The following is a 14643-nucleotide window of genomic DNA, read 5'->3' as shown; positions in this document are numbered from 1 at the left end:
GATGAAATGAAAGAGAAAATGGGTGACATCAAATCTAGTGTTTCTGATAAAAAAGATGATGTTGCTGATAGTGTAAATGAAATGAAAGAAAATGCCCAAGATAAATCTGATGAAATGCAAGAAGAAGTTGGGAAAAAGAGGACGCAGGCAGAGAAGTTGTTGAATGACATAATGAATGCTATTAAAGTTAAGCAAGTAGAAGTTGGAAAAACTCTATCTGATTACACAACAGCTCTCCAAAAACCACCAGCAGACATTATGGAAACCAATGATAGTATAATACTAAAAATAGACCTTCCTGCTGTGAAAAAGGAGAACATTGAAATTGGAATTGCAGGTGAAAGTATAGATATCATGGCAAAGTTTGAAGAGGAAAGTGAAGATGAAGACATCAATTACATCCAAAAAGAAAGGAGTTACGGCGAAACAAAGAGAACAATAAAACTTCCTTCTGAAATAAAGGTTAAAGAAGCATCAGCTAAATTCCAAGATTCTGTTTTAACCATTAAACTGCCTAAAATAGAAAAAGAAATACATAAAATTGATATTAACTAAAATAATTTCTTTTTATGGAGGATGATTTATATGGTAAGTGTTGGAGCGATAGTTGAAGGTTTTATTTTAGCAATTATAATTACTGTAGTTTTATCAATTTTGGGTGTAGGATCAGTTATTGGATTGCCAGTTGCAATATTTGGTTTTCTACTCGCAGGTATAATCGTTGGATACATATCATATGGTGACATTATTGATGGTGTGATCAACGGAGCACTTATGGGAGTTGCAGGTGCAATAATCTTATGGATACTAAGTTTATTCAAAGGTCAGATAGCTGCATTCTCTTCACAATTATCAACTTATGTCCCATTAAACTCAGCACCAGAATTAATACTGGTAATAGTCGCAGGCGCAATAGGTGGTTTAATTGGCTCTCTAATATTATTATTAAACCGTAGAAACCGCAGAAACTATGGCGGCCGAAGGGACGGAGATCGTAGAGATGAAAGAAGAGATGATGATCGAAGGGATGATAGGGATAGGAGAGATTAAGACAACATTTATGGTGAAATAAGTCAAAAGTGAATATAGGAGTGATAGAAGATGAATAGCATTCTCTATTATATTATCGTCATAATTATTATTGTAGTTGTTTTAAGGTTTTTAGGGATTTTTTAGGGATAACGAGAGTTATCCTCTGTGTTTATGCCATAAACATAGAAAATTCAAATATGATAAAAAAAGTTTTATAAATTTCAGATAGGCTCTTGATTGATAACTAAAAAAAGGTATAAAATGACTAAAAAAATTGATGTACTGCTTATAAATCCTTACGATGAAAATGCATTAAAAAATTCACTTGGTTTCATAACCCCCCCCACAAATCTTATGTACCTGGCATCATCACTTGAGAAAGAATCTTACTCAGTCAAAATTGTAGATGATGATCTTCTCCAGATGGGCTACGAAAAGGTTTCTGAGTTGGCAGAAAAGCTTAATCCACAAATAGTAGGTGTTACAGCAACCACATCTACTATAAAAAGCGCCTTGAAATACGTGGAATTAATCAAAAACATTCTACCCAATTCATTAACTGTAATAGGTGGACCCCACACTACTTTCATGCCATCTGAAACCTTAAAAAGTTCAGAAAACTTAGATGTAGTAGTTATAGGTGAGGGAGAAGAAACAATGGTAGATTTAGCCAACCATTCCACCGAAAGTAGCCACGATCTTGAGGACGTTAAAGGAATATTTTACAAGGATTTAAAGAATGGAAATTTAAAAACTACACAAAAACGGCCTTTAATAAAGGATCTTGATTCATTACCGTTCCCTGCAAGACATTTGGTTCCATTTGGTTCCTATGGTGCTTCTAAAGAACAGACTGGAGGGATAATAACCAGCAGAGGTTGTGTTTACAACTGTAACTACTGTTCATCATCACTTATCATGGGTAAAAAGTTCCGATCACGTAGTCCAGACAACGTCGTAGATGAAATTGAAGAATTAATAGACCAATACAGGATAAATGATATAGGATTTATGGACGACACATTCATGCTTAATAAGAGAAGGGCTAATGATATTGCCGATGAAATTAAAGCCAGAGATCTAGATTTAAGCTTCGTTGCATCATCTCGGGTTGACAGTGTAGACCAAAATTTACTTCAAAACATGAAAAGTGCAGGATTAAAAACTATTTACTACGGTGTAGAATCAGGGTCACAACGTATATTGGACCTAATGAAAAAGGGTATAACATTAAAACAAGCGGAAGATGCAGTTAAAAGTGCTAAAAATGTGGATCTAGAAGTTTTAACCTCATTTATATTAGGATATCCTGGAGAAACCGAAGACGATATGAATAAGACCATAGATTTCTCAACAAAACTTGATTCAGACTACTCACAATATTCTATACTTACACCATTCCCTGGAACACCTATCTACAATGAACTCAAAGAAAAAGATTTAATAGACAATGATGACTGGGATGAATACACTGTACTTAAACCAGTTTTGAAGTATGATGAAATGGGTTTAAATAAGAAGATGGTTGAAAGAAAACTGGCTATAGCATATTTAAAATTTTATGCAAGACCTAAATATCTCATGAACCATCGTCACATGTTCAAGGTCATGTTTAAAACAGTTATGCGAAGTTTTATACTTCCAAAACTCATGGGAGGCACCGGTAAAGGTTGGTATCAAAATCTAGACAACAACACATCATCAAAATAGAAAATATACTATTATGAATTAAGTATTTAAAACTATTATGGAGGAATTCTAAATGAGTGAAAAAACAGGTGAAATTAAAGGAAAAGCTAAGGAAATGAAAGGAGAAATAAAAGGTAAAGCTAAAGAGATGGAAGGAGAAATAAAAGGGAAAGTTAAAGAGATGGAAGGAGAAATAAAGGGGAAAGCTAAAGAAGCCGAAGGTAAAAATAAAAGATAAAATTAGGAGACGCAATGAATATTTATTAAAAATTTATTAATATATTATCTTCTTAATCATAATAAAAATAATGGAGGATGAAGATGGTTTATGTAAGATGGAATACTGTAATAATTGGTGTAGTAATTGCAATAATTCTTGGTTTTGTCCTTGGGTTGATATCAGCATCGGGAGCATTCATTGGATTCTTAATAGCTACTATATATGTTGGTTACATGGTAGGCGGAGACTATGTAAATGGAGCTATACATGGGGCACTTGTTGGTATAGTTGCAGCAATAATATTATTTATACTTGCTTTAATTGGATTTGGAGTTGGAGCAGGTTTAACGGATATAATTATTCTTGCAGTTATCGGTGCAATAGGCGGAGTAATAGGAGTTTTAATTGGAGGTAGGGGTAGGGGCAGATTCTAAAACCCTGAAATTAATTCCTAATTCTTTTGTAAAGCAATAGAACTTTCAATTACAAAATTTATTCCAAATTCAATTTTTTTATTCACTTTTGCTTTTATACAATCGTATTATTATTTTTAATCGTCTGTAAAAAGTTTCCAACCGTTTTTAACTAATTCTTGGATATATTGATCAATATGGTCTACAACAGATCCATCTGCTTTCTTTAAATGTATTTTAACAAACCCCTTTGAGGGATAGAAAAATGTTCTTCTTATTACTTCATATTTTTTATCATCTAAGATTAACCAGTCTCCAGAAACAGGATAATCAAGTAATTCTATGGTTTTTGCCAAATATTTGTTTTCATCAAAGTTTAATACTAATCCTACTTTTACCATTACAACCACCTCTGATTTAATTCAAACTCCCCTCTATAATCTTGTTTCATCTACTGTCAAACGATACAATTCATAAACTAATTTATCTGTAGCATCTAAAATTTTCTTAAAATCAGTCCATTTTTTTCATTAGTCCGACAGTTAACGTAGATTATGTTGTTGAGACATTAACTAATTTTATTGAGTATTCGTTCTGTTTCCAGTTATGGTAAGTTCGGTGTATAAGATAGGATGGGGAGTTTTTTTTTGACAGATTATTTAATGGGGAAAAGTCTTCGCCGTATCACCACAAATCAAATACCGACATATAAGTAAATGAAGCTTATAGAAACTTCCATGAACATCACGACATTCATCAAAAACTAAAAATGGAAAAAATAAAGAGTAAATCTACCCCAAAAATAATTTATTTTTGCCAATTAATAATTTATTTTTAAAAAAATGGACCTAATTTCAATTCTATAATTTTTTGGTTGAAAAATGTAGCAAAATCTTGTTTAGTTTCTTCTATTAATGTATCTACAATTTCATCGTTTAGATATGTAGGATAGTCGAATTCGATTGTTATGGCGAAATAAGTTTTATCACCCTTTTCTATTGCTTTACTAAAATAAGTTTTAGCATTTGGATTTTCGATATTCCAAACTTTTAAATATTCCTCAAGCATTGCAAGGTTCTCACCAAAGCTTTTCTCTATTGAAAAATATATGAACCACCTAGCTTCAAAAGGCACATCTTTAACTGATTCCTTATGTTCATATTTTAAAATAATATCTACCATTTTTTACCACATCTTTTGATCTGTTTAATTAAATAATTTAATAATATAATTATTTTAAAGTAGATATAAATAATTTAATACATCCTAGTGAAAATTTTTAATTTCAAGTTGGTTTAAAGAAAAATAAATAAATGATGTTAAAAATATTATATAATGTTATTTTTTCAATTCTCAAATTAAAAGCAACTTTGAGTAAATGATATAGACACTATCTAACTATATGAATAAATTTTATTTATACATGATTAAACAAATTTTATATCTCTCCTCATGTTATATAAATCTTCAGAGATTAACAAAACACATAATTTTATAAATATAAAATTAATAAAATGGGCGATTTAACTTGTCTGATAATTCCAAAAATACTCTTATTGAAATTGATAAGGCTTTAAAGAAAGCAGGACGTCTTGAAACTAGACCTTTAGCAGTTTATGGTTCAGAAACCATCCTGGAAGGTTCAGTGTCCATGTCATCAATTGATCAATGTACAGCAAAAACCATTCAATGGCTGCTGTTGATGATAAGATTCCAAAACTCTTCCTGGGCAAACAATCCCTTAGGGGGTGTTGTCTTGGAGGGATCACATGGTTTGGATTTGGAAGAATTTCCCCATTCATCAAATACTTTGTATCTACTGGAAAAAAAGAATTCAGGAATGGTGATGCCGAATATTTAAAGGCCAGTCCTGAGATCATGGAAAAAGTACAGGAAGCAGTGGGTAAAATAACACCACCTGGAAAATACCTAATTATTAGCCCTCTAGAAGAAATGGAAGAAGATTATGATGTTAAATCAGTTCTATGCTTTGGTAGCGGTGAACAGATCAGAAACTTATGCAGCCTAATACACTTCAGATTAGAGGATCCATTCAAATCCATTATAGCTCCATTCGGACCTTCATGTGCCACATTTGTAACATATCCTGCAGGAATGTCCGAAAAAGCCCCTAAAAACACAGCTTTCATTGGTCCTGTTGATCCAACAGGCAATTCATGGTTTCCAACCAATTACATGGCACTGGGAATACCAATAGATATGGCAAGGGATATTTGTAATGATCTAGATGATTCATTCGCAACTAAAAGGCCCGAAGTTGCATACCATGATATTAGAAATGATATCAAGCCATAATGTATGAAAATGTAATAGATTTTAAAACCCACTGTTCTATATAAATTATATTAATTTTTTGATAATTATTTGAATCAGATGAAACGCTATAATATTAACTTATGTGAGATGAAAAGTTTTGGCTATAAAAAGTAATGATCCAGACGATCTTCCACTGGTACCTGGAGTGTACCTTATGATGGACTCTGCTGATCGTATTATATACATTGGAAAGGCAAAATCCCTTAAAAAGAGGGTTAAATCATACTTTAGAAAAGATTTAGATCCTAAAACCCGGGTGTTAATGAATCATTTTAATCATTTGGAGTATATGGTAACTGATACGGAAAAAGAGGCACTTATATTAGAGTCTAATCTTATAAAAAAGCATATGCCTCGTTATAATATAAGATTAAAGGACGATAAGCGATATCCATATATTAAAGTTACCAATGAAACATTTCCCAGAGTCCTTATTACACGAAGGGTTCTAGACGACGGATCTTATTATTATGGGCCCTTTCCAGAAGCATTTGCACTTAGAAAACTGGTAAAATTTCTCAAAGGACTATTTAAAGTAAGAGATTGTAAAAAAATGGATGGTCCTTGCCTGAACTATCAGATTGAGCTTTGTAATGCTCCCTGTGATAAAAGGATTACAGAGCAAGAATATAAAAAATTAGTTGATAATATCTCATTTTTCTTTGAAGGTAAATATGATGAAATCATAGATGCTTTGAAGTTAGAAATGCAAGAAGCAGCTCAAAAACATGAATATGAAAAGGCAGCAGTTTTAAGGGATCAACTAAATTCTGTGGAAGATGTTCTTGAAAAACAGAAGATGGAATTTACACGTAGCCTTGATCAAGATGTTATTGCATCGGCATCTGATAGTGAACTAGCATGTGTAGTTGTTTTCTCTGTGCGTGAGGGTAAGATAATTGGCAAAGATGATTTTTTAATGAGCGGAGCAGAAAACACCTCCGAAGAGAAAATAATATCAGCATTTCTAAAACAGTACTACACAGGCCCAAGACATGTTCCAGTTAAAATAATAATTCCAAAGATTGTTGAAGATGAACAACTCCTTGAAGAATTGCTATCTGAGAAGAGGGAAGCACCTGTATCAATTGAAGTACCAATTGAAGGAGTTGGATACAGACTTGTTAGAATGGTTTCCAAGAACGCCTCAATAATATTAAACCATCAAAAAGAGGTTAAAGGAGCACTTGTTGACCTAAAAAAATATCTTGGAATACCTAGAATTCCAAAAAGAATAGAAGCATTTGATATATCAAACATAGGCGGTAAAATGGCTGTTGGATCAATGGTTGTATTTGAGAATGGTGCCCCTAAAAAAAGTTCTTACAGAAAATATAAAATCCAAACAGAAGGTCCTGATGATTATGCAATGATGAGAGAAATGCTTGAAAGAAGATACTCCAAACTTTCAGATGACAAAGGTCCAACACCAGATCTGGTACTGGTTGATGGGGGAAAAGGCCAGTTAAACGTTGCAACAGATGTTTTCAGATCACTAGATGTATACGATGTACCGGTTATAGGTCTTGCAAAGGAATTTGAACATGTATTCATACCACAAACTCCGAGTCCATTAATTCTTCCACGTGATTCAGATGCTTTACTTTTACTTCAAAGAATCCGTGATGAAGCACACAGATTCGCAATCAATTACCATAAAACATTGAGATCAAAGGAATTTGAAAGATCAGTGCTGGATGAAATACCTGGAGTGGGTCACAAACGGAAAATTAAACTATTAAAACATTTCAATGATATAAAAAATATTGAAAATGCGAGTGTGGATGATATTGCCTGTGTTAATGGTATAAGCAGAAATCTTGCCCAGAAAATCCATGACCATTTTGCTGTAGATAGCAACAAAGATAATGTGCTTAAATAACCACACAATATACTTCCTAAAAGTTCGGATTAACGAAGTTGAACTTATGCAAAAAATGCACTAGTTGAAAATTTAGATCTATTTTTGGATTTATTCTATTTTTTTAATGAAAAGTTAATAAGCTTTTATATAGATATTATTATTTGGAATTAAATATTGTTATTTAGATTGAATAAATTACTCAGAAAATGAGGTTTATATGGATGATGAAACTTTAATATCTGTTAAAAATATTTTTATATTAGCATTTATTCTTGTAATCAGTTTTGCAGTTATTTCAATATTGTTGAGAAATGATTCCATTGCCCTGGCATTTCTTGGAGATATTACCTCTGTAGTAATAGATTTATTGGTTGTTTTAACTTTGTTTTATGCGACAATCCGTTCTGCTCATCTAGGTCTGCGAGTGCAGATTGCTTGGATGATTATGACCGTTGCATTTATGGTTTATGCTATTGGGGATATATTATGGGCAATATTGGAGCTAGGATTGCAGCAAAACCCCTTTCCATCTGTAGCTGATGTTTTTTATTTAACTTTTTATCCTCTTTTTGCCCTTGGTATTTATTATCTAGCAAGATTTTCCTTTACCCGCAGTGAAAAACTTAAAATATTTATAGACATGGGAACTGTAATTATAACTGTTGGTCTTATTTTTTGGACTTTTTTAATTATACCTACCCTATCAAGTCCAGAAAACTTATTTACTACTAATGTATCTGCAATTTACATAATTGGAGATTTTTTACTCCTTTTGGTACTATTAAGACTGCTTTACAGCAAGGTTGATGAGAATTATGGGTCGGTACTGTTTTTGGGTATGGGTATTCTGGTTTTGATCTGTACTGACACTATTTTCGCATTTCAAACATTACAAGGAACCTACGTATCAGGTGGCTTGTTGGATACTGGATGGATATTAAGTTTTGTTTTGGTTGGATTAGCTGCCTTTTTACAAGCTAGCGAAGAAAAATTTGACTTCCAAAGATTTTCCCAGATAAGAGTTTGGTTCCAGAGATCTAATTTAACCCCTTATCTGCCCCTTATTTGGGTATTAATAGCATTTACATTACTTATCTGGGCTAATGACAACGTAATAACTCCAAATTTAGAGTACATTGAACTGGGAGTGGGATTCATCATTGTTCTTGTAATTATTCGACAAGTTATAACCTTAAACGAGAACAAAAATCTCATTACAGCAGCTGGAAAGGAGCTAAACTACAAAAATAAGGTAGAAAGGGTATTAGTAGAATCGGAAAAGCGTTTATTTGATATTATCGATTTTTTACCTGATGCCACATTTGCCATCAATAGCCAGGGGAAAGTGATAGCTTGGAACCGTGCCATTGAGGACTTAACAGGGTTCAAAGCTAAAGATATAATGGGAAAAGGAAATTATGAATATTCTCTGCCATTTTACGGGATGCGAAGACCAATATTAATTGATCTGGTAACTCATTCCGATGAAAATATCGAGAAGCACTATGATTCTTTTGAAAGAAATGGAGAAGTTATTTTAGTTGAGACAGAGGCACCCTTAAAGGGGATTAATCGTACCCTTTGGGGAAAAGCAGTACCATTATATGATGGTAATGGTCATATTAACGGTGCTATTGAGGCCATTCGTGATATAACTGAACGTAAAAACGCCGAAAATGAAATTAAATCATCTTTAAAGGAAAAAAATATTCTTCTTCAAGAAATACACCACCGAGTAAAAAATAACATGCAAATCATCTCCAGCCTACTCAGCTTGCAAACAAAATATGTGGATGAAGAGGAAGCTGTGAATGTCTTAAAAGAAAGTCAAAACCGGGTTAAATCCATGGCCATGATACATGAAAAACTGTACATATCTAAAGATTTAGCCCATATCAATTTTGTTGATTACATTCAAAGCCTTGTTAAAAACTTATTTTATTCCTACAACATTGAAAACACCAATATTAAACCAATATTTGACGTAGAAGATATAACTTTAAATATGGAAACTGCAGTTCCATGTGGTCTCATAATGAGTGAACTCGTATCTAACAGTTTAAAATATGCATTTCCCAATGGAATGAAAGGAGAAATTCTTGTGTCACTCAAAACTGTAGATGATAAATACGAACTTATCATCCGTGATAATGGTATAGGATTACAAGAAGATATTGATTTTAACAACTTAGAAACTCTGGGTCTTCTACTGGTAAATAATTTAATTGAACAAATTGATGGTGAACTCACAATCAACAGAAGCTCTGGAACAGAATTTAAAATCAAATTTAAAGAATTAGAATACAAAGAACGAATATAAATCAATAATAAAATTTTATGATATATTTTTAAACATATTTTTTTTATTAAGTTCTCATATGCTCTTACTCAACTCTGATATATTCTGGGTTTCATAAATTCAATTCCACAATAACAATGGAGTTGATGATATTATGAGAGTGAGTGAAGGAATACCCAATGGAAGATGAATGTTATTGTCCAAAATGTAAAACCTGGATAAAAATCGAGGATTAACTTTATCTAAAATTATTTTTTCAATAAAATTTAACTTCAATTATCAAAAAAATATTTTTTTAATTCGATTTTCCTATACCGAAAATTATATAGTTTTAGAATGTAATATATTGTAATAGATATAGTTAAGATGAATTTGTAATATATTTGTTATTTTTTGCAAAAATTTTACTTTACAAAAAATTGGAATTTTTTTAGTTATTTATTTGGTGAAAAGGAGTTGATCTAAAATGGATGAAAAGAAAAAGAAGAAAATGAGTAAGGAAGAAATGGGCGAGGACATGTGGTCTTCAGCAGAAGAAGACATGAAGGAAAGGGCACCACCTGATCTCCTTAAAAAAGAAGATCCAGAACTTTATAAAAAAGAATATGGTGATACTAAAGTTAACCCTCAGGATTCAGGTGGGCAAAAACTAAAGAGCAAAAAGAAAAAATAAAATTTTATAATATTTTATTTTTTTTAAATAATATAATTGGATTGCAATAATGGATTAAATATAACATTATTTGGGAAAAATAGATGTTATATTATAAAGGATTAATAACAAAAGAACCTGGAATAAATGCTAAACCTATAGGAAATAGTGATAAAAACATAATTGAAACATTAATGTTTTACGATGATGAACTCTGTGATAAAAAATCTTGTTTTTTAGTTCAAGAACAATTACAAAATCACTTCAAATCCGAAACTGCTGATGTTTATATACAAGTTCACTATGAAAAAGAAGATAATCGGGTAATTATTGGTATGACAATAATTTTGACTGAACACATAAAATGTCCCAGATGTGGCTATAATGGGCCTATGAATCGTTTTAGTAGTCCAGAACATACTAAACTTAACAAGTCAGAATTAGGATCTACTAAAAAACATAAAATGATTGTAGAACATTATTGCCCAATATGTAAATCGTGGGTGAGAATTTAATATTTAATGTTACTTTTTTTTAAAATATTCTAGCTTTTTGTAGTTTTTAACAATTTTAATTTTAAAGATTACTTTTCAACAGGTCTCTTACTCAACCCAAATATAACCTAAATATCATAAATTCAATTCCACAATAACAATGGAGTTGATGATATTATGATGATGAGTGAAGGGATACCTAATGGAAGAATAGCAGAATTATCGCAGCCTGAAATGTTCCAAGACCATGAGGAAGTTATTGTATTTACAAGGAATGAATTTAATAGATTTTACATGTCTATGCGGGAACAGATAGAATATATTAATAAAATAGATCTATACTTGGACAGAACTGAAGACTGGAAACTAATAGGATACTGGCCCAAAATCCTACAAAGAATACACCTACTCGACAGAAATATAGAATCAATACTAACAAAAGAAGCATCATTACAATGTTATCTTGATGCATCATTATATAATAGTGTTCAATGTTCCCATAAAAACGCAGCCGTGGCTAAAAATAAAGTACCAATACAACAAACATTTCTAATTTAAATTTAAAACATTAAAACAGGGACTTTGAGATATTAATAATAAAACGAATTAAATTTTCTTTTATTATCCTAGAAGGCATACCAACACCGAATAACATTTGTTTAATTTTCCATAAAAAATATTTAGTATGAAAAATAACTACCTATCGTGATAATTATGGTTGATGAGATGTTTGAAAATATTAAAAAAGCTTTTTTAGATAATTTTGAAGATTGTAGCGTGTTCAATGCAACTACAGATATTCAAGTTGAATTTAAACATAAAAATGATTCAGATTGGTTTAATGAAAATATAGTGATGCATAAAGGTTTAGAAGAAGATGAATATCCTATTAGTATTCTTTCTTCTGTTACTCCAAAAAATATACCTTCAGGATATATATTCAAATTTAAAGTATTAAATACTGATAAATTGATTGTTATGCTAAATACTCATTAAATTAGATAAAAAATTTTCCTCCTTAAACTATGAAACTCACAAAATATAATAAAAATTCTATAAGATATTATTTCATAGGGTTCCTATTAATTTTAATTGGAGCAATACTTGTCTATACTAATCATAATCAGGTATATTATTCTGTAATCGGGATTGGATTATTATTTATAATTTTTGGGATTAACGAATCCTTGAAATCTATATAATAATTAAATAGATTGATATTTTTTGTTTAGACTTGCAATCTACGATGGTTTTTAGTGATAATCGTCACAAACTCCCTGTTTTTTTCAATAAGATATATGCTTTATCAAATTCATAATAATACAACAGAGGCGATAAATTGTTAAAATTCTTAGATGTTAAAATGAATGAAATTGAGCCAGGTTGTACCAAGATATTGCTAAAATTTGAAGATAACGAAGTTAGCAAGGATAAATACTCTTTTTTAGAATGTCGATTGGAAAATCTTAACTGTTATATGGATAATGACTATTCAATCAAACTTGGATTAGATTATGATGAATATTCTGAGCAACTGATAATCGAAGTCACAATTTTAACTCCAGAACATCTCATGCCTAAAGACATTGAGACGGCCATAAAGATATTTATGGACCATCTGGGAACATTTGAAAATTTTTATGAAGCACAATGTTTAATATTTGATAAGTCATGGTCTAAAGTTTCAAGATGTTAATTAACTTTTTTTTAATTTAAAATATAAATAGTAACTATTAAATCATAGTTCCAATTACTTAATTTTGAAGTAAAATGACTGAAAATATCAAATGTCCCCGTTGCGGATTTAAAGGACAAATGAACAGATTTATTCGTCCTTTAAGTTCCAAAGATGAAAATTCAGAACCAAAGCAGAGCAAATATAAAACTATAATTGTTACTGAATACTATTGTCCTAAATGTAAAAAATGGTTTAAAATTTAAATTTATTTATCTAAAATCTTTATAATATTGTCCCTTTGTAATTTCAATGTTGCTAAATGAGTTTCTAAATTCTCAACACCATTCAATTCTTTTCTCAACTCTTTTGTATTTAAAATAATTTCTATGTGTGCGATAAATCTTTGAATTAATGAAAAAATAATTTCGTCATAAAGTATTAATGATGATCCAAAATTACTCATACCACTATTATTAATTCTAAAATTTTCTCTACTTAACATTGTTTCATTTATCTCATGAATTAAAAAATAAAAACCTGATAATTCACCTAAAAGATTGTTTTTAAAAAGGATATTAGGAGTATTGAAAACTAATAATTCCCATATTTGCGTGTTTAAAGATTTTAATGGACTTACACATGCTGTTTTTTTTCACTTAACTTGAATTCTTCTAATAACTTTGAAGAATTGAATATTAAAGTAATAATATTAGTAGAGAATTCTAATTTAAGGTTTAAAAAAATAGTTTCTTCTTTGTTTTTAGAATTATAACCATCCCAAATAATAATGAAAAAAATAGTTAAAATAGGTGTAACTATGAATCCAATTGTTGAAATTGAATATCTATTATAAACTAGGATAGAAAGAAGAATTATTATCATTATTATCGCTAAAAGAACATAAGTAATTGGTTTATACATTATATAGTCAATAATTTTTATAATAACACATTATATTATATTAATATCTTAATATAAATTTATTCTTCATTACAAATATTCAAGATCCTATTTATTATTTTAAATTGAACAAAAAAAGCACCCTCCTCATTAATGAGAAGATTTATCTTCGGTTGAGCTACAGGTTGGATAGAATTCAAATACTTCTGTATTGTAGATTTCACCACATTTAATACAAGTTACTATGGATTGGGGAGTGCACGTTGTAACAACCTCCTTTGGTTTCAAAAGATTTAAATATGAGTTTAAACATAATATAATAAGTAGGAGTGTTCTTTTTACTCCGCTCCTACACGCCTATTAAAGATGGGTAAAAATTAGAGTAAAAGGGCGTTTAAGGAGTAAAAAATATGTATGGTTATATCTACAAAATTCAAAACTTAGTAAATAAAAAAATATATATTGGACAAACCACTCAAAAACCTTGGAATAGATGGAATGACCATTTAAAATTATTAAAAAAGAATATTCATTACAATATCCATTTACAAAATTCATATAATAAATTTGGAAAATCTTCATTTCAATTCAAAGTTCTAAATTATGCAACATCCAAATTAAGTTTAGATTCTCTCGAAATTGGATATATTAAAAAATATAAGTCCACTGATGATAATTATGGATATAACCTCAAAGAAGGAGGATCTAATGGTAAACATTCAATCGAAACCATAATTAAATTGTCAGGGAAAAATAATCAACAATATGGTAAAAAAGGAAAATTGAGTCCAAATTTTGGTAAAAAACTTTCTGAAAAAACTAAATTAAAAATTTCAAATTCACATAAAGGAAGATATTATGGAAAAAATAACCCCTTTTTTGGAAAACAAATTGGGAAATATAGGGGTACTTTTTATTCTATGAGAAATCAAAATCCATGGGCTCGTGTTTGGCAAACACAAATTTGGTATAAAGGAAAATCAAAATCTTTAGGTTATTTCAATGATCCAATCTCAGGACAAATAGTTCATGATTTTGTTAAAAAAGAAATATATAGGAAATAAA

At 30.3% G+C, this 14643-nt stretch carries 18 protein-coding genes; 15 read left to right on the top strand and 3 right to left on the bottom strand.

The window, feature by feature from the left end:
• The 5 genes from K8N75_RS05185 to K8N75_RS05165 all read left to right on the top strand — a co-directional run.
• The coding region (locus K8N75_RS05185; RefSeq protein ID WP_223791051.1) for an Hsp20/alpha crystallin family protein at nucleotides 1-555 on the top strand (555 nt) is incomplete at its 5' end.
• Between the two features lie 30 nt (nucleotides 556-585).
• Nucleotides 586-1050: a DUF5518 domain-containing protein gene (locus K8N75_RS05180; RefSeq protein ID WP_223791050.1), complete on the top strand. Its 465-nt coding sequence runs from the start codon at nucleotides 586-588 to the stop codon at nucleotides 1048-1050.
• Nucleotides 1051-1293: 243 nt separating this feature from the next.
• Entirely contained in the window at nucleotides 1294-2742 is a 1449-nt protein-coding gene (locus K8N75_RS05175; protein ID WP_223791049.1) for a B12-binding domain-containing radical SAM protein, read from the top strand.
• Between the two features lie 52 nt (nucleotides 2743-2794).
• Nucleotides 2795-2959: an LEA domain-containing protein gene (locus K8N75_RS05170; protein WP_223791048.1), complete on the top strand. Its 165-nt coding sequence runs from the start codon at nucleotides 2795-2797 to the stop codon at nucleotides 2957-2959.
• Nucleotides 2960-3042: 83 nt separating this feature from the next.
• A complete protein-coding gene (locus K8N75_RS05165) occupies nucleotides 3043-3375 on the top strand; it encodes a DUF5518 domain-containing protein (protein WP_223791047.1) in 333 nt (110 codons plus the stop codon).
• Nucleotides 3376-3491: 116 nt separating this feature from the next.
• Here the strand turns inward: K8N75_RS05165 and K8N75_RS05160 are convergent, their stop codons facing one another.
• Nucleotides 3492-3755, bottom strand: coding sequence for a hypothetical protein (locus K8N75_RS05160; RefSeq protein WP_223791046.1), 264 nt, complete (start codon nucleotides 3753-3755; stop codon nucleotides 3492-3494).
• A gap of 433 nt (nucleotides 3756-4188) precedes the next feature.
• Nucleotides 4189-4536 (bottom strand): hypothetical protein, encoded by a 348-nt coding sequence (locus K8N75_RS05155; protein ID WP_223791045.1) that lies wholly within the window; start codon nucleotides 4534-4536, stop codon nucleotides 4189-4191.
• Between the two features lie 346 nt (nucleotides 4537-4882).
• On the opposite strand from K8N75_RS05155, the gene K8N75_RS14215 reads away from it, so the two are divergent.
• From K8N75_RS14215 to K8N75_RS05110, 9 genes are all read left to right on the top strand, one after another.
• Nucleotides 4883-5215, top strand: a complete 333-nt coding sequence (locus K8N75_RS14215; protein ID WP_223791055.1) for a hypothetical protein — start codon at nucleotides 4883-4885, stop codon at nucleotides 5213-5215.
• A complete protein-coding gene (locus K8N75_RS05145; RefSeq protein WP_223791054.1) occupies nucleotides 5119-5670 on the top strand; it encodes a DUF169 domain-containing protein in 552 nt (183 codons plus the stop codon). The genes K8N75_RS14215 and K8N75_RS05145 overlap by 97 nt, the downstream gene beginning before the upstream one ends.
• 118 nt (nucleotides 5671-5788) lie before the next feature.
• Complete coding sequence (gene uvrC, locus K8N75_RS05140; protein ID WP_223791044.1) at nucleotides 5789-7573, top strand: excinuclease ABC subunit UvrC; 1785 nt, start codon at nucleotides 5789-5791, stop codon at nucleotides 7571-7573.
• A 199-nt stretch (nucleotides 7574-7772) separates the two neighbouring features.
• The gene (locus K8N75_RS05135) at nucleotides 7773-9875 is read left to right on the top strand and encodes a histidine kinase dimerization/phosphoacceptor domain -containing protein (protein ID WP_223791043.1); all 2103 of its coding nucleotides are present in this window, start codon (nucleotides 7773-7775) and stop codon (nucleotides 9873-9875) included.
• 445 nt (nucleotides 9876-10320) lie between these two features.
• Nucleotides 10321-10527, top strand: a complete 207-nt coding sequence (locus tag K8N75_RS05130) for a hypothetical protein (protein WP_223791042.1) — start codon at nucleotides 10321-10323, stop codon at nucleotides 10525-10527.
• 83 nt (nucleotides 10528-10610) lie between these two features.
• Nucleotides 10611-11021, top strand: coding sequence for a hypothetical protein (locus K8N75_RS05125; RefSeq protein ID WP_223791041.1), 411 nt, complete (start codon nucleotides 10611-10613; stop codon nucleotides 11019-11021).
• A 156-nt stretch (nucleotides 11022-11177) separates the two neighbouring features.
• Complete coding sequence (locus K8N75_RS05120; protein ID WP_223791040.1) at nucleotides 11178-11558, top strand: hypothetical protein; 381 nt, start codon at nucleotides 11178-11180, stop codon at nucleotides 11556-11558.
• Between the two features lie 156 nt (nucleotides 11559-11714).
• Nucleotides 11715-11996, top strand: a complete 282-nt coding sequence (locus tag K8N75_RS05115) for a hypothetical protein (protein WP_223791039.1) — start codon at nucleotides 11715-11717, stop codon at nucleotides 11994-11996.
• A 367-nt stretch (nucleotides 11997-12363) separates the two neighbouring features.
• Complete coding sequence (locus K8N75_RS05110; RefSeq protein WP_223791038.1) at nucleotides 12364-12696, top strand: hypothetical protein; 333 nt, start codon at nucleotides 12364-12366, stop codon at nucleotides 12694-12696.
• 247 nt (nucleotides 12697-12943) lie between these two features.
• Here K8N75_RS05110 and K8N75_RS05105 read toward each other — a convergent pair whose 3' ends face one another.
• Nucleotides 12944-13180 (bottom strand): hypothetical protein, encoded by a 237-nt coding sequence (locus K8N75_RS05105; RefSeq protein WP_223791037.1) that lies wholly within the window; start codon nucleotides 13178-13180, stop codon nucleotides 12944-12946.
• A gap of 808 nt (nucleotides 13181-13988) precedes the next feature.
• On the opposite strand from K8N75_RS05105, the gene K8N75_RS05100 reads away from it, so the two are divergent.
• On the top strand, nucleotides 13989-14642 hold the full coding sequence (locus K8N75_RS05100; protein ID WP_223791036.1) for a GIY-YIG nuclease family protein: 654 nt from the start codon (nucleotides 13989-13991) through the stop codon (nucleotides 14640-14642).
• Nucleotide 14643: the final 1 nt, after the last annotated feature.

Source organism: Methanobacterium spitsbergense, from assembly GCF_019931065.1.
GTDB classification, from domain to species: Archaea; Methanobacteriota; Methanobacteria; order Methanobacteriales; family Methanobacteriaceae; genus Methanobacterium_B; species Methanobacterium_B spitsbergense.
Note: the sequence above shows the minus strand (reverse complement) of the source record. Positions and strands in the feature narration are given on the sequence as shown.

Bases quoted from the DNA above. Each gene is read 5' to 3' on its own strand.
- K8N75_RS05180 (WP_223791050.1), top strand. From the start codon at position 586: ATGGTAAGTGTTGGAGCGATAGTTGAAGGTTTTATTTTAGCAATTATA.
- K8N75_RS05175 (WP_223791049.1), top strand. From the start codon at position 1,294: ATGACTAAAAAAATTGATGTACTGCTTATAAATCCTTACGATGAAAAT.
- K8N75_RS05170 (WP_223791048.1), top strand. From the start codon at position 2,795: ATGAGTGAAAAAACAGGTGAAATTAAAGGAAAAGCTAAGGAAATGAAA.
- K8N75_RS05165 (WP_223791047.1), top strand. From the start codon at position 3,043: ATGGTTTATGTAAGATGGAATACTGTAATAATTGGTGTAGTAATTGCA.
- K8N75_RS05160 (WP_223791046.1), bottom strand. From the start codon at position 3,755: ATGGTAAAAGTAGGATTAGTATTAAACTTTGATGAAAACAAATATTTG.
- K8N75_RS05155 (WP_223791045.1), bottom strand. From the start codon at position 4,536: ATGGTAGATATTATTTTAAAATATGAACATAAGGAATCAGTTAAAGAT.
- K8N75_RS05135 (WP_223791043.1), top strand. From the start codon at position 7,773: ATGGATGATGAAACTTTAATATCTGTTAAAAATATTTTTATATTAGCA.
- K8N75_RS05130 (WP_223791042.1), top strand. From the start codon at position 10,321: ATGGATGAAAAGAAAAAGAAGAAAATGAGTAAGGAAGAAATGGGCGAG.
- K8N75_RS05125 (WP_223791041.1), top strand. From the start codon at position 10,611: ATGTTATATTATAAAGGATTAATAACAAAAGAACCTGGAATAAATGCT.
- K8N75_RS05120 (WP_223791040.1), top strand. From the start codon at position 11,178: ATGATGATGAGTGAAGGGATACCTAATGGAAGAATAGCAGAATTATCG.
- K8N75_RS05115 (WP_223791039.1), top strand. From the start codon at position 11,715: ATGGTTGATGAGATGTTTGAAAATATTAAAAAAGCTTTTTTAGATAAT.
- K8N75_RS05110 (WP_223791038.1), top strand. From the start codon at position 12,364: ATGAATGAAATTGAGCCAGGTTGTACCAAGATATTGCTAAAATTTGAA.
- K8N75_RS05105 (WP_223791037.1), bottom strand. From the start codon at position 13,180: ATGTTAAGTAGAGAAAATTTTAGAATTAATAATAGTGGTATGAGTAAT.
- K8N75_RS05100 (WP_223791036.1), top strand. From the start codon at position 13,989: ATGTATGGTTATATCTACAAAATTCAAAACTTAGTAAATAAAAAAATA.